Source organism: Xanthomonas codiaei (genome assembly GCF_002939785.1).
Classification (GTDB): Bacteria; Pseudomonadota; Gammaproteobacteria; order Xanthomonadales; family Xanthomonadaceae; genus Xanthomonas; species Xanthomonas codiaei.
In genome coordinates, this window is the sequence record NZ_MDEC01000002.1 from 97,713 (window position 1) to 111,341 (window position 13,629).

Here is a 13,629-nt window from a genome sequence, read left to right on the forward strand (position 1 = left end):
GGTGGCCCATCGGCCCTGCAAACAGATCTACAGCTGCCCTTCGTCGCGCCGTACCAGCCAACGCTCCGGCGTCTGCGTAAAGCCGAGCAATTGCAGGCCCAGCTGCAGGGCGGTGTCGGGGCCTGGCTCGACCTGGGTACGCCACTGCCAGCGGCCATCGCGTTGCAGGCGCAGTTCGGCATTCAACTGCACGCCATCCGGCAGGCCGCCATCGGGGGCGAGTGCCAGCACCACTGCATCGTCCACGCAACGCGGGCTGCCGCGCAGGCGCAGCGGCAGCAAGCCGGCGGCCTCGCCACCCTCGCTGGGCACGATCTGCATGGCCACATCGCCGCCGGCCTGGATGCAGCGGGCGGTGTCGAAGACCGCGCGGACATCGCGCAGATCGATCGACAGATCCATCAAGCTCACCCCGCCGGGCTTGCGTAGCAACAGCCGGCCATGGGCCTGCTCCACGCCCTGCCGTGCGCCCTGCAGGGCAACCGCGTGCACGGTGGCCGAGCGCAGCTGCACCTGGCGTTCGCCACGCAGCAGCGGCAGCGCACGCAGGCGCACACCGACATCGCCCAGCTGCAAGCTGTTCCAGCGCAGCTCGCGCAAGGTGCCGTTCCAGATCGAGCCCTGCGCTTCCAGTGCGGAAAACGGCAGGCGCTGCGCCGACAACAGCAGGCGCAGCGGCAAGGTGGCGATCACAGCCGTGGCGAGCAGCAGCAGGCCCAGCAGCGCCCAGCGCAGTGCCCTCATGGCGCGATGCCCGGCAAGGTGATGTGCGCCTGCAGTTGGCCGTCGCGGCGGGTGATGTCGAGTTGCGTCGGTGCCAGATGCTCGCGCTGGCGCAGCTGTTCCAGCCAGGCAAACAGGCTGGCACTGCTTACGCTATCGATCTGCAGCTCGAGCGTTCCCGTTGGGCTCACGCGGTGATGGGTGATGACGATGGTGGCCTCGCGGGCGCTGCGCAGAATGCGCTCAAGGGGGACCGCGGCTACTGTAGCGGCGCGTTGTGAAGCGCGCGCAGCGAGCAGGGCTTCGGCGGCCTGGTCGTAACGGGACTGCGCCCTGTCCTTCCAGTGCCGCAGTGGCACCAACAGTGCGTACCACCCCACGAAGGCGGCCACGGCCACCAGCATGATCGCCAGCATGCCGCGCTCACGCGGCGCACGCGCCTGCCACCATGCCTGCATGCGTTGGCTCATCGTGGCGGCTCCAGCTGCAAGGTGGTGCGCAAGCGCGCATCCTCAGATTCGCTGGGCGATGGTTGCAGCTGCCAACCGGCATCGCGCAGACGAGAAGTGACATTCTGCAGCTGCGCCGCATCGGCATGCAGCACCGCGATCCGTATTGCGCCGGTGTGCCGGTAAGACAGCGCATCCAGTTCCACGCCTGGCGCCGAGTCCACTGCGGAGAACACGGTTGCCAGGCGCGTAGCGAATGCGTTCGGCGCTGTAGCGGCGGCCTGTGCGGCCGCATCGGACGGACGGTTGGCACCGCTGCTACCGAGCAGCGCGGCAGCGCGCCGCTGCAGCAGCTGCGCACCGATCTCGTAGCGCAGGGTCTGCGCGAGCAGCAGCAACACTGGCGACAGCACCAATAGCGCAACCAACAGTGTCAGCGTGCGCGTGCGCAGGCCGGCGCGCTGGCGGCTGACCAGCGCAAAGCCTTGCTGGCGCAGATCGATCGGCGCGCTGGCCGCATGCCGGGCGAACTGCGCGATGGCCGGCTGCGGATCCGGATCCGGCGGCAGCACGGGCGCGACGGCAAGCGAGGCAATCAGCACCTGCGCAAGCGGCGGCTCCAGGCTGCAGGCCAGACGCGGGCCGCGCAACAGCCAGCGCCCGTCCCATTGCAGCAGTGTCGGCGGCTGCTCGGCGGCCGGCACGGGCAGCAGCAGGCAATCCGGCACCACCGCATCGGGAACGATGCCAACGCCTGCAGCGCGCTCCAGCCACTGCTGCATCACCGCCGTGTCCACCGCCGCGACCAGGTACATGCCGTCGGCATCCGGCTGCGCAGCAATCGCCACGTGCAGGGACTGCGTGTCTGCCGCCAGGTGCTCGGCCAATTGCAGGCGCGCGGCCGCCACCGATTGCGCCATGCTGCGCCCGGGCAAGGCCATCCAGCGCAGCTGCACATCGGCGCCGGGCACCGCCAGCACGCTGCGTCCAGCCGGCGCAGGCCGTGCGCTGCATTCGCCCTGCCAGACCACCTGCCCGTGCGCATCCACATGCACAGCGATTGGCAGCGTTGCGGTGTCGGCCGGCAGCAGCACCAGCGTGGTCATCATGCGTCGGGGCTCCATTGACGTGCCACCAGCCGCACGCGGCCGGCCGGGTCTTGCTGCAGCAGGGCTTCGAGCATGACCTGCGCACCGGCATGCTCGACTTCGCTGAAGAGGGAAAAATACGTGGTGCGCAACTGCACCTGCTGCAGCACGGCGTTCGATGGTGCCGCTTGCAGCAGGGCCGGCATGTTGAAGAACACCGCCGGATCGCGCCATCCGCCGGCCGGGCGCGCGGCGATCACCCGGCGTGCGGCGGCCAGTTCCAGCCGGCCTTCGGTCAGCGCCACCAGCACCGGCGCATCCTGCAGGCGCAGCGTGTTGATGTTGACCGGCGACAGCCGCCCTTCCGGTAGCGCGCACAGATAGGGCTGCAGCAGCGTGATGCGCTCGGGCGTGTAGCCGGCGATGGCGCCCAGCTCGCTGACACCGGCCAGCAGGGCCGCACCGGTCCGCAGCGGCACGGCCGATTGCAGATACTGCTCGTCCTCGGCGCCATGCGCGCCGGGTTGGCTGTCGCTGTCGATCCAGTCCACCAGCGCATCGGTCAGCGCCTGCGCCTGCGGCGGCGTGATGCCCAGCGCCTCCAGCAAGGCCTGGTATTGGCGCGCACCGTCGTCGCTGCGCTGCCATTGCTCGGGCGCACCGGCGACCACGCTATTGAGGTTGAAACAGCTGCCACGGTCGCGCAGCCGTACGCTCACCATGCCGTCGTCCAGCGGGAAGGTGACCGGCTGATCGTTCCAGCCGCCATCCAGCGTGGTGCGCAGCGGGTCGCGCCTGGCCAGTGCCTGCAGGCGTTGCCGCGCGAGGGTTTCGCTGCCCAGTGCATACCACTGCGCCTGCGTCATCGCCTCGCCATTGCCGCTGCGGCGCAGGCCAAAGCGCAGATCGTCCAGCACCGCGACCATCAGCAGCGTCATCACCGCCACCAGCAGCAATACCGTCAACAATGCGACGCCGCGTTGCCGCGCAGGTGCATGCAGCGCCCTCATGCGCGCCCCTCCGGCAGCAGGAACACTTGCCGCACGCGCCCCCATTGCTCCAGGTCCAGCTCCAGCGAGATCGCATCCGGCAGCGCTTCCAGCCCGCCGCTCCAGCCATCGCTCCATTGCGCACGGTAATGAAACGCCACCACCGCCGAGCGCACGCCACGCAATAGCACCTGCGGCGTTGCGGCCGCCGTGCCATCCAGCGCCGCGCGTGCGCTGCGCTCCAGGCGTCCTTCGACTAGTCGGTACTCCACATATTGCAACGAGGCACGCGGCGCCCGATCCGGATTGCTCCAGCCGCGCCGCACGAAGCCGAACAACGGCCCCTGGGTTCCCGGCGCACTGGCGATGAAGGCCGTGCGCGCGGCGCTGCCATCGCCATTGCGCGTGCGCCGCACCGCGGCCTGTTGCAGATCGCTGCGCAGCAGGCCATGGGCCAGCTGGAAATCGCGCACCTGCTGCAGCCGCTCACGGACCGCATCGCGTTGATCGATGCTCTGGCGCATCGCCACCACCGCCGCAGCTGCCACCAGCGCGAACACCGCCAGCGCCACCAGCAGTTCGATCAGGGTGAAACCCGCCGCGCGACGTGGGCCGCTCATTGCACGCTCCGCAACACGCTCAGGCTGGCGATTTCCTGCACCTGGCCTGCGGCACGCACCTGTACTTCGATACGCACCATGCCGGCGCTGGCCGGCATAGCCTGGCGCTGCCAGTCCCAGCTGCGGCCACCCAGCAGCTCCTGCCCACGCGCAGGCGCCAGCGCAGCGGCGGTGGGTGCAAGCATTGCCTCGATCGCCTGGTTTTCCGCCACCACGCCCGCCAGTGCGCGTTCTTCCAACACCACCGCCGTGCGCGTGCTTTCGCCGGACAGGTTCAACAGCCCGACCACTGCCATGCCGAAGATGGCCAGGGCGACCAGCAATTCCAACAGCGAAAAGCCGGCCGCGGCCTGGCGATTACCGGTGCGGCGCATCGACCCGTACTCCGCCGGCGGCATCGACCAGCACCTGTAGCTGTTGCTGCCCGTCGGCCAGGGCGATGCGTTGCGGCGTAGCCGCACCGGTGGGATCGAAGCGCACGCTCAGCCGCGTGGCACCGGCTGGTAGTTGCGCCTGCACACCGGCCGGCCAGCGCGTGGCGACGAACGGCTTTTCGTCCAGCGCCACCCACTGCTGCCGCGCCTGACGACGGAAGGCGTAGCCACCGCTATCGACGATCACCTCGACCATGCGCAGGCTCAGGATGGCGTCGTCGCGCGCGTTGATCAGTGCACTGGCCAAGCCGTCGGCCTGGTCGTGGAGATCGCGCCGGGTGTCGGGCAGCGTCATCACCACCAGCGTGCTGGCCAGCGCGGTGATGACCAGCACAGCCAACACCTCCAGCAAGGTGAAACCACGCGTGCCCGCACGCCGGTGGCGTCGTGCGCATCGCTGCACGATGACGGGTGCGATCGGCACGCGCGCGTCTCAGCGCCAGTTGCCGATGTCGGCATTGTCGGCATCGCCGCCTTCGACACCATCGGCACCGAAGGAATAGACGTCGAAGCCGCCATTGCGGCCCGGGCGGCGATATTGATAGGCATGCCCCCACGGATCTTCCGGCAGGCGGCGGATATAGCCGCCCTGCCGGTAGCGCTCCGGCCGGGCCAGGCCGCTCGGTGCGGTGAGCAGGGCCTGCAGGCCCTGTTCGGTGCTGGGATAGCTGAGGTTGTCCAGGCGATAGGTTTCCAGCGCCTGCTCCAGCACCGCCACATCCGCGCGCGCCTTCTCGACCATGGCGCGGTCCTGGCTGGGCATCACGTTGATCATCACCACGGTGGCGAGCAGGCCGATGATGACGATGACCACCATCAATTCGACCAGGGTGAAACCGCGCGCGCGACCACGCAGCGGACGCGCGCCGGCAGATGCAAGAAAGTGGATGGAGTGCATATGGATCTCCGAAAGGACGGCTGCGCTCAACCAAGCGCCAGGGTGTTGAATTGCAGGATGGGCAGCAGGATCGACAGCACGATCACCGCCACCACGCCACCGAGCAGCACGATGATGGCCGGCTCCAGCAGGCTCATTGCCGCAGTGGTGAAGGATTCGAACTCGCGTTCCAGGTAATCGGCGGCGCGTTCCAGCATCGGCGCCAGCCGCCCGCTGTTCTCGCCGCTGGAGGCCATGTACAGCAGCGTGGGCGGAAACACGCCCGCGCGCTTCATTGCCGCCGCCAGGCTGCCGCCTTCGCGGATGGCGGTGACCATGCTGTCGGTGGCCAGCCGCAAGGCACGGTTGTCCACGGTGCGTGCGGCGATCATCAGCCCTTCCATCAGCGGCAGGCCGCTGTTGACCATGATCGCCAGCGTGCGTGCCATGCGCGCAGCGTGCAGGTCGCGGATCAGCCGACCCAGCAAGGGCGCGCGCAGAATGGCGCGATCGGCGGCCAGCCGCGGCGCCGGCCGCTTGAGCAGACGGGCCGCCGCGAACCCAGCGATCGCCATGGCGATCAGCAACGGAATGCCTGCCTGCAACAAAATATTGGATACGCCGATCACCGCCCGCGTCAGCCAGGGCAAGGCGCGGCCCATCGAATCGAACTGGTCCACCACCTTGGGCACCACGAAGGTCATCAGCACGATCACCACCGCCCCGGCGGTCAGGGCCAGCGCCGCCGGGTAGACCAGCGCAGACTGCAGCTTGCTGCGCACCTGCGCCTGGCGTTCGAGCAGGTCGGCCAGGCGTTCGAGCACCTGTGGCAGGGCGCCGGCACTTTCGCCGGCGGCCACCATGGCGCGATACAGCGGCGGGAACGCGTTGCCCTGGCGCGCCATCGCATCGGACAGGCGGAATCCTTCCACCACCAGCGCATGGGTCTGGCCGGTGACCCGGCGCACGCCGCGACGCTCGGACTGGGTGCCGATGGTGCGCAGGGCTTCCTCCAGCGGTGCGGTTTCCACCAGCGTGGCGAGCTGGCGGGTGAACAGCACCAGGTCCTTGCCGCTGAAGCGCGCTGCACGCACGGTGATCGACGTCGTCGTGGCGGCGGCAGCCGGATCGACGCGCACCGGCACCCACTGCCGCTGTTCCAGCTGCACCCGCGCGCCCTGCACGCTGTCGGCGCTGATCACGCCCTGGCGGCTGCGCCCCTGCAGGTCGAGCACGGTGTAATCAAACCGCGGCATGCGCATCCTCCTGCTGGCGGGTGACGCGCATGGCTTCTTCCAGCGTGGTGAGGCCTTGCAGCACGGCTGCACGCGCGGCCTCGCCCAGGCGCGGCGCACGCGCGAAGGCCACCGCCGCCAAGGCGTCTTCATCGGCGTTGCCGCCGATCAGCCGGCGCATCGCATCGTCCACCGCAATGGCTTCGTAGATGCCCACGCGCCCGGCGTAGCCGCTGTGATGGCAGGCGCTGCAGCCCACGGCCGCATACACGCTGGCAGTGGGGTCGCACCCCATCAGCTCGCGCGTGGCGGCGTCCAAGGGGCGCGGCGTGCGGCAGTGCGTGCACAGCCGCCGTACCAGCCGCTGCGCCAGGATCAGGCGCAGGCTGGAGGCAAGCAGGAATGGCTCGATGCCCATGTCGCGCAAGCGCGTGACCGCGCCGACCGCATCGTTGGTGTGCACGGTGGAGAGCACCAGGTGGCCGGTGAGGCTGGCCTGCACCGCGATCTGCGCGGTCTCGGTGTCGCGGATCTCGCCGATCATCACCACGTCCGGGTCCTGGCGCAGGATGGCGCGCAGTCCGGCGGCGAAGGTCATGCCGACGCGTGCGTTGACCTGGGTCTGGCCGACGCCGTCGATGGCGTATTCCACCGGGTCTTCGACGGTGAGGATGTTGCGCGAGCCATCGTTGAGCAGGCTCAGCGCCGCATACAGCGTGGTGGTCTTGCCCGAGCCGGTTGGGCCGGTGACCAGCACGATGCCATTGGGCATCTGCAGGGCGCGCTGCACGGTGTGCATCACCGCCGGCGGCATGCCCAGCTGCGCCAGCGACAAGGTGCCCTGCTCCTTGTCCAGGATACGCAACACCACCCGCTCGCTGCCGCGCGTAGGCAGGGTGGACACGCGCACGTCCAGTGCCTTGGCGCCCATCACCAATGACACGCGGCCGTCCTGCGGAATGCGTTTTTCGGCGATGTCCAGCCGTGCCATCACCTTGACCCGCGACACCAGCAAGGGCGCGATACGGCCGGGCAGCGTGGCCGCTTCGCGCATCACGCCATCCACGCGCAGGCGCACGCGCAGGCGCGATTCGTAGGATTCCAGGTGCACGTCCGAGGCACCCAGCCGCGCTGCCTCGGCGATGATGCCGTTGATCAGCCGAATGATCGGCGCATCGTCCTGGCTGTCCAGCAGATCGGCGGTGGGGATGTCGTCGATCAACGAATCCAGGCTGCCATGCAGGTCCAATGCCTCGACCTGCACGCCCTGTTCCAGCCCGGCGTCGGCATAGATCTCCGACACATGCCGGTCGAACACCGCCGGGGCCAGCGTGCGCACCTGCAACGGCATGCCGAGCGCGCGCCGCAGTTCGATCAAGGCCTGCACATCGCCGCCTTCGCGCAGGCCGATCTGCGCGCTGTCATGCGCGCCGAGCAGCACCACGCCATGGCGCTTGGCGAAGGCATAGGAAATGGCGGTGCGTGCGGTGGTCATGGCCTCAGCGCTGCATCGGACGTGCGCCAGGCGCAGGCGTCGCTGCCGGCGCCGGCGCAACCGACGACGGACCCGCCGGCAGCTGCGGCGGCTGCGCGCGCAGATAGTCGCGCACCAGCGCATCGAGCGCGGCCTCCGGGTCTCCATCGGCCAGCTGCCGATCGCGCAGGTAGTTGTAGCGCGGCGCGGTCATGCGCTGCGCATCGGCCGCATCGCGGATGATGGTCGGGCGGATGAACACCATCAGGTTTGTCTTGTCGCGGTTGCGCGACTTGTGCCGAAACAACGCGCCCAGGCCCGGCACGTCGCCCAGCAACGGCACCTTCTCCACGGTCTGGCGATCGTTCTGGTCGAGCAGGCCGCCGAGCGCAACGATGGCGCCGTTCTCCACCACCACGCGCGTTTCGATCTGGCGCTTGTTGAACACCAGCTCGGAGGACTGCGTGCTCACCGGCCCGGCAATGGCCGAGACTTCCTGCTTGATGGCCAGCGTGATGCCGCCGGCGGTATTGATCTGCGGGCGCACTTCCAGCTCCACGCCCACGTCCTGGCGCTGGATGGTGCGGAAGGGATTGTCGTTGGCCGCACCCAGCACCTCACCGGTGGTGATCGGCACTTCCTGACCCACCAGGATGCGCGCCTGTTCGTTGTCCAGGGTCATGATCGAGGGCGTGGACAACAGGTTGGAGCCGGTGTCGCTCTTGACCGCATCGATGATCATGCCGAACACCGCATCGTTGCTTTGCCCGGCCAGCCCGATCAGTCCGCCGCTCAGGCCCAGCAGGGATTGCGCGGCCACGTTGCGCGCCTGCTCCAGCGCCGAATCGTCATCGTCATTGCCGCTGCGCGCGCCGGCCGCCGCTGCGGCCAGCGGCACGATGCCGGGCGAAGCACCGCTGTACTGGGTAGCGATCAGGGGCACGGTGCCGTTACGGCCGGCCAGCAGCAGCTGCACGCCCAGGCGCTTGGCGGCGGTGTCGGAAATCTCCACCACGATCGCTTCCACCAGCACCTGCTCGCGGTGCACGTCCAATTGGCGGATCACGTCCATCAAGGCGCGCTGTGTTTCCGGGTCGGCATTGATGATCAGCGCATTGGAACCGGGGTAGCGCACGATCACCGGGCGCTTGCCAGCGGCCGGGGTGATCACCTGCGTCTGCGCGGCGCCGGTGGCGGCGGCAGTCACATCCACCGCAGTGGGGCGCGTGTCCTGCCCGGGCTGCGCCTCATTGCCCGGGGTCTGCCCGACCAGTTGCTGCAACACCGGCAGCAATTGCTCGGCGCTGGCGTGCTGCAGCCGCACCACACTGACATCGCCACGACGTTCCGCGCGTCCGTCCAGGTCCACTGCGGTGCGCACCACCCGCTGCACCAGTGCGGGGTCGCCACGCACGATCAGCGAGTTGCTGCTGTCCACCGCCAACACCGACAGCACATTGCTGCGCTCGCCGCCTTGCCCGAACAGCGTGGTCAGGGTGCGCGCCAGTTCCTGCGCCGAGCTGTTGCGCAACGTCACCGTATCGATGGCCGCGCGGTCGGTATCGATCTGCGCCACCAGCCCGCGAATGCGCCGCAGGTTGTCGGCGTAATCGGCGATCAGCAGGCTGTTGCCCTGTGGCATCGCCATGATCACCCCGCCGCGTCCGACCAGCGGCTTGAGGATTTCCGCCGCGCTGCGCGCATCCACCCGTTGCAGCGTGAACACCTGGGTGGCGAACCCCAGGTTGCCGTTGGCCGCGCTGCCCGGCTGCTGCGCGGCGGTGTCGTCGGGAATGATGCGATAGGTGGACGGGCCACTGGACACCGCAATCAAGCCATTGGCCCGCAGCACCGCCAGCAGCATGCCCAGCAGATCGGCCTCGGACATGGCCTGCGCGCGCGCCACGTTCACCGTGCCCTGCACGCGCGTGTCCACGATGAAGGTGATGCCGGTGGCACGCGAGACATCCTGGATGAAGGCGCGCAGATCCACATCCTGCAGGCGCACCGCCGGCGCATCGGCCGCGCGCAGCGAAACCGCCGGCATCACCGGCAGTGCAAACAACAACGTGGCCGAGATCAGCCAGAGGGGGCGAACGGCAGTCATTGCGGGCGCTTCAAGGTCATGGTGTGGGTCTGGCCATTGCGGCGATAGGTCAGCGTGGCCGCCTGGCCACCGCGCAGTTCGTCCTGCAACTCGCGCAGGTGTTCGGCATCGAGGGTGCGGCCGTTGATCTGGGTCAGTACATCGCCGGCCGCCAGGCCGGCCTGGCGCAGCAGCGCGCCATCGCCGCGCGGCATGATCGTGAAGCCGCTGCCGTCCTCGCTTGCGCGCAGCCCGGCAGTGCTCAACAACTGCTGCGGGTCCACGGCAGCGGCGGCGGCAGCGTCGGCCGCGTTGCCCACGTTCGACATCAACGCAGCGGCCGTGCCTGCCGCTGTCGTGCCCGCTGCCGGTGTCGTGGACGCGGGCACCTGCGGCACGGCCTCGATCAACGCCAGGCGGCGCACGCCGCTGCCGGTGCGCAGCAGCACGTGGTCTGTGGCGACCGCCTGCAGCACCACGCCGGGCCGCACCGCATCGCCCACACGGTAGGCGCCCTGCCCACCCTCGCCGTCACTGAGATAGGCCGCCGCGTGCATGCCACCGGCACGTAAGCCATGCAGCACGATGCCATCGCTGTCGAGGTCGCCGACATTGCGATGGAACACGTCGCGACGCAGTGCCGACAGATCCGATGCCGGCTCGCTGACGGGCGCTTGCGTGCCCAGCGGGCCGATCGGCGTGACCACCAGCCACACCAGCCGCAGCGCCTGCACCGCCAGCAACATGGCCAGCACGCAGAGCACGGCCGTGCGTGCGCCGCGCAGCGACATGACGGTATTCAACGAGGGCAACACACGCTGCAAAGCAGACATCCGTCTCACGATTGCGATCGGATGACAGAATGCGGCAGCAATGTGTCAGTTATAAGAAACCGATGACATTGGCCGACACAAACTGATGTGCGGCACAACGCAAACGCCCACCGTGCCAAGCACTGCGGGCGTTTGCGGCCCTTCCCGCGCGCTGCGGATCAGAAGCGCGCTGTCACACTGATGTCATAACTGATGCCGGGCTGGTAGCTGTACAGGTCCACCCGGCTGCTGCCCACCTGCTGGTATTCCTGGTACTTGGTCTTGAGCAGGTTGCGTGCGGCAAAGTTCACCGACAGCGTATCGCCCGACCACACCAGGCCTTTCCTGATCACCAGATCCAGCGAGGTACCCGGCTTGTCGATGTAGTCCGGCTGGCCGGGGCGGCCGCGCGCCGACACCCGCTCGCCCACGTAGTTGGCGATCAGGGTGGCCTGGCTGTTGGTGCTCTCGCTTTCCACGCCGATCTGCAGATTGGCGATATCGTCCGACTGCCCCTGCAGTGCCGAGCCATCGCGGATGAACAGGTTGGCCTGCACCGGCGCACTGAAGCCGAACGGCTGCACGGTGTCGCTGGCGCTGGCGCTCACCTTGGACTTGGTGCGCGTGTAATTGCCGGACACGAACAGACGCTTGTCGCCCCACCAATCGGCGGCGATCGGCAGATCCAGATACTTCTTGGCTTCCAGCTCGATGCCGTAGAGGTTGGCCTTGGGCGCATTGATGAAACTCTGCACGATGCCGCCACCGGGCGCGTCGTTGACGATGGCTTCGATCGGCTTGTCGATGTCCTTGTAGAACGCACCGACGGTGACGTACTGGCCCGGTTCGAAGAACCACTCGTAGCGCGCATCCAGATTGACCAGCTCGCTGTCGACCAGGAACGGGTTGCCGAAGAACTGGCGGTCGATATCCGGGTCCAGATACTGCTGCGGCGCCATTTCGCGGAACTGCGGCCGCGCGATGGTCTTGGACGCACCAAAGCGCAGCTGCTGGTTGTCGGCGAAGTTCCAGGTCACCGTGGCCGACGGCAGCGCGTAGCTGTTCTGCAGCGGCGCCACGCTGTCCTGGCGCGTGCCGCTGAAGATGTCGTACGGATGCACCGCCTGGGTGGCATCTTCGTAACGCACGCCGACGGTGGCACGCAGGGTCGGTACGATCTCGCCTTCGGCCTGCAGGTACGCCGCCTTGACCTTCAAGGTCGCATCGTAGGCCGCCGCACCGAAGCTACCGGTGGTCTCGCGCAGCCGCAGCAGATCGTTGCTGAGATTGTAGTCGGAGAGCAGATAATCCACGCGCTGATACTGGTTCAGAAACGGCAGCGGGCCGTCCAGCGCCAGGAAGCGGAACTCGCGGTTCCACGCGGTGCGGTCGTTGTCCAGATAGGCCAGACCGCCCTTGACGGTGAGATCGTGCTCGATCGGCAACCGCCAGGTCACGTCCACGCCGCCGCTGGCGACGGTGTCGTCGACCTTGCTGAAACGGGTGTAGTTCTGCACGCGCGAGGCATCGTGCGCCCAGTAGCCATCCAGCAACTCATAGCGGATGCCGGTTTCGTACGGCACGTCGCGGCTGGCATTGGCCACTGCCGCGCGCCATTGGATCTTGAGATCGTCGTATTCGCCGAACGCGTGCGAGCCCAGCAGCTGGTTGTTGATCAGTTGGCGCTCGTACCATTCGGTGTTGTCGTCGCGCACATCGAAACCGGCCAGCTCATCGCGGCCGGCACGGCTGCGCGCCACCTTCAACGCATCGTGCACGTACAAGGTGGTCCAGCCGATCTTGTGACGGCCATATTCCCAGCCCAGGCCCAGCATGCCGTTGCTGCGCACGTTGTTGCGGGTGGTGGCGAAATCGTAGTTGGAGTTGAACTCCACGCTGTCGCCGACGAAGATGCCGTCCTGCTGCTTGCCGGTGCGGGTGCGCCATTCGTTGTCGTAGCTGGCAACGGCCAGGATGCCCAGCTTGGCCTCGCCGATGTCCATGCTGTAGCCGGCGCTGGCGCCCACATTGACGTCCGGGTCGATGCTGTCCTTTTCCTGCAGCACATACAGGTTGGCATTGTTCATGCTGCGCCCGATGCGGCGGATGTCCTCGCGCGAGAAATTGCCCAGGTCCACGCGGCGCCCGCTGGCGATGGCATCGCGCAATGCACCGGGCTGCTTGCGTGCGCCGTCGTCATAGCCCCACTCGTCATCGCCGGAACCGTAGTAGGTCAGGCCCTTCTCGCCGGTGCTGACGCTATTGGCGCCGCCGCCCACGGTGAGCGAGAGGAACGGCTTGTCCGGCACCGTCATCGATTGCAGATCGATCACGCCGCCGCCGAATTCGCCCGGATAATCGGCCGAATAGGTCTTCTGCACGGTCACGCTCGCCAGCACATCGCTGGGGAACAGATCCAGCGGCACCACACGCTGCATCGGCTCGGGGCTGGGCAACGGCGAGCCATTGAACAATGCCGACGAGTAGCGCTCGCCCAGGCCGCGCACATACACATATTTGCCGCGCGACAGGCTCAGGCCGGTGACACGCGTCAGCGCCACCGCGGCGCTGCTATCGCCGGTGCGCTCCATGTCCTCGCGGGTGACGAACGAGGCCACCTCGGAAGTCTGCAGCATCGGTTCGGGAATGTATTCGCCGCGCACCACGACCTGGTCGAGTTGCTTGGGCGCAATGGCGGCACTGGAACTGCTGCCGCCGGCAGCATCGCTGGTGGTCGACTGCGCCAACGCGGCGCCGGACATCAGCAAGGTGGAAATGGAAAGAGACAGGCCCGTCCGCGAGAGACGGGCAACAGTGGAGGTTCGCATCGTGGGAGCCCTGG

The 13,629-nt window shown here is 68.0% G+C and carries 13 protein-coding genes; all 13 read right to left on the reverse strand.

Features of this window, described 5'->3' with window-relative positions; all coding sequences use genetic code 11:
• Positions 1 to 27 precede the first annotated feature (27 nt).
• The 13 genes from gspN to XcodCFBP4690_RS01815 all read right to left on the reverse strand — a co-directional run bounded on the left by gspN (position 28) and on the right by XcodCFBP4690_RS01815 (position 13,615).
• Positions 28 to 744 carry a type II secretion system protein N gene (gspN, locus tag XcodCFBP4690_RS01755; RefSeq protein WP_104539355.1) on the reverse strand — a complete coding sequence of 239 codons (717 nt, stop codon included), beginning with the start codon at positions 742 to 744 and terminating at the stop codon, positions 28 to 30.
• On the reverse strand, positions 741 to 1,193 hold the full coding sequence (locus XcodCFBP4690_RS01760) for a type II secretion system protein M (RefSeq protein ID WP_104539356.1): 453 nt from the start codon (positions 1,191 to 1,193) through the stop codon (positions 741 to 743). Before XcodCFBP4690_RS01760 ends, gspN begins: the two co-directional genes overlap by 4 nt.
• Positions 1,190 to 2,281: a type II secretion system protein GspL gene (gene gspL / locus XcodCFBP4690_RS01765; protein ID WP_104539357.1), complete on the reverse strand. Its 1,092-nt coding sequence runs from the start codon at positions 2,279 to 2,281 to the stop codon at positions 1,190 to 1,192. Before gspL ends, XcodCFBP4690_RS01760 begins: the two co-directional genes overlap by 4 nt.
• Complete coding sequence (gspK, locus tag XcodCFBP4690_RS01770; RefSeq protein ID WP_104539358.1) at positions 2,278 to 3,270, reverse strand: type II secretion system minor pseudopilin GspK; 993 nt, start codon at positions 3,268 to 3,270, stop codon at positions 2,278 to 2,280. The genes gspL and gspK overlap by 4 nt, the downstream gene beginning before the upstream one ends.
• A complete protein-coding gene (gene gspJ, locus XcodCFBP4690_RS01775; protein ID WP_104539359.1) occupies positions 3,267 to 3,869 on the reverse strand; it encodes a type II secretion system minor pseudopilin GspJ in 603 nt (200 codons plus the stop codon). Before gspJ ends, gspK begins: the two co-directional genes overlap by 4 nt.
• Positions 3,866 to 4,243, reverse strand: a complete 378-nt coding sequence (gene gspI, locus XcodCFBP4690_RS01780) for a type II secretion system minor pseudopilin GspI (protein ID WP_104539360.1) — start codon at positions 4,241 to 4,243, stop codon at positions 3,866 to 3,868. Before gspI ends, gspJ begins: the two co-directional genes overlap by 4 nt.
• On the reverse strand, positions 4,227 to 4,721 hold the full coding sequence (locus tag XcodCFBP4690_RS01785; RefSeq protein WP_244183563.1) for a GspH/FimT family pseudopilin: 495 nt from the start codon (positions 4,719 to 4,721) through the stop codon (positions 4,227 to 4,229). The genes gspI and XcodCFBP4690_RS01785 overlap by 17 nt, the downstream gene beginning before the upstream one ends.
• Before the next feature lie 15 nt (positions 4,722 to 4,736).
• The gene (gspG, locus tag XcodCFBP4690_RS01790; protein WP_104539361.1) at positions 4,737 to 5,201 is read right to left on the reverse strand and encodes a type II secretion system major pseudopilin GspG; all 465 of its coding nucleotides are present in this window, start codon (positions 5,199 to 5,201) and stop codon (positions 4,737 to 4,739) included.
• Between the two features lie 26 nt (positions 5,202 to 5,227).
• Positions 5,228 to 6,436: a type II secretion system inner membrane protein GspF gene (gspF, locus tag XcodCFBP4690_RS01795; RefSeq protein WP_104539481.1), complete on the reverse strand. Its 1,209-nt coding sequence runs from the start codon at positions 6,434 to 6,436 to the stop codon at positions 5,228 to 5,230.
• Positions 6,423 to 7,910 carry a type II secretion system ATPase GspE gene (gene gspE, locus XcodCFBP4690_RS01800; protein WP_104539362.1) on the reverse strand — a complete coding sequence of 496 codons (1,488 nt, stop codon included), beginning with the start codon at positions 7,908 to 7,910 and terminating at the stop codon, positions 6,423 to 6,425. The genes gspF and gspE overlap by 14 nt, the downstream gene beginning before the upstream one ends.
• Before the next feature lie 4 nt (positions 7,911 to 7,914).
• Complete coding sequence (gene gspD, locus XcodCFBP4690_RS01805) at positions 7,915 to 9,996, reverse strand: type II secretion system secretin GspD (protein ID WP_104539363.1); 2,082 nt, start codon at positions 9,994 to 9,996, stop codon at positions 7,915 to 7,917.
• Entirely contained in the window at positions 9,993 to 10,808 is an 816-nt protein-coding gene (locus XcodCFBP4690_RS01810) for a type II secretion system protein N (protein WP_104539364.1), read from the reverse strand. Before XcodCFBP4690_RS01810 ends, gspD begins: the two co-directional genes overlap by 4 nt.
• A gap of 158 nt (positions 10,809 to 10,966) precedes the next feature.
• Positions 10,967 to 13,615 (reverse strand): TonB-dependent receptor domain-containing protein, encoded by a 2,649-nt coding sequence (locus XcodCFBP4690_RS01815; RefSeq protein WP_104539365.1) that lies wholly within the window; start codon positions 13,613 to 13,615, stop codon positions 10,967 to 10,969.
• Positions 13,616 to 13,629 lie beyond the last annotated feature (14 nt).

Coding starts and splice junctions, on each gene's coding strand:
- gspN (WP_104539355.1), bottom strand. CDS start 744: ATGAGGGCACTGCGCTGGGCGCTGCTGGGCCTGCTGCTGCTCGCCACG.
- XcodCFBP4690_RS01760 (WP_104539356.1), bottom strand. CDS start 1,193: ATGAGCCAACGCATGCAGGCATGGTGGCAGGCGCGTGCGCCGCGTGAG.
- gspL (WP_104539357.1), bottom strand. CDS start 2,281: ATGATGACCACGCTGGTGCTGCTGCCGGCCGACACCGCAACGCTGCCA.
- gspK (WP_104539358.1), bottom strand. CDS start 3,270: ATGAGGGCGCTGCATGCACCTGCGCGGCAACGCGGCGTCGCATTGTTG.
- gspJ (WP_104539359.1), bottom strand. CDS start 3,869: ATGAGCGGCCCACGTCGCGCGGCGGGTTTCACCCTGATCGAACTGCTG.
- gspI (WP_104539360.1), bottom strand. CDS start 4,243: ATGCGCCGCACCGGTAATCGCCAGGCCGCGGCCGGCTTTTCGCTGTTG.
- gspG (WP_104539361.1), bottom strand. CDS start 5,201: ATGCACTCCATCCACTTTCTTGCATCTGCCGGCGCGCGTCCGCTGCGT.
- gspF (WP_104539481.1), bottom strand. CDS start 6,436: ATGCCGCGGTTTGATTACACCGTGCTCGACCTGCAGGGGCGCAGCCGC.
- gspE (WP_104539362.1), bottom strand. CDS start 7,910: ATGACCACCGCACGCACCGCCATTTCCTATGCCTTCGCCAAGCGCCAT.
- gspD (WP_104539363.1), bottom strand. CDS start 9,996: ATGACTGCCGTTCGCCCCCTCTGGCTGATCTCGGCCACGTTGTTGTTT.
- XcodCFBP4690_RS01810 (WP_104539364.1), bottom strand. CDS start 10,808: ATGTCTGCTTTGCAGCGTGTGTTGCCCTCGTTGAATACCGTCATGTCG.
- XcodCFBP4690_RS01815 (WP_104539365.1), bottom strand. CDS start 13,615: ATGCGAACCTCCACTGTTGCCCGTCTCTCGCGGACGGGCCTGTCTCTT.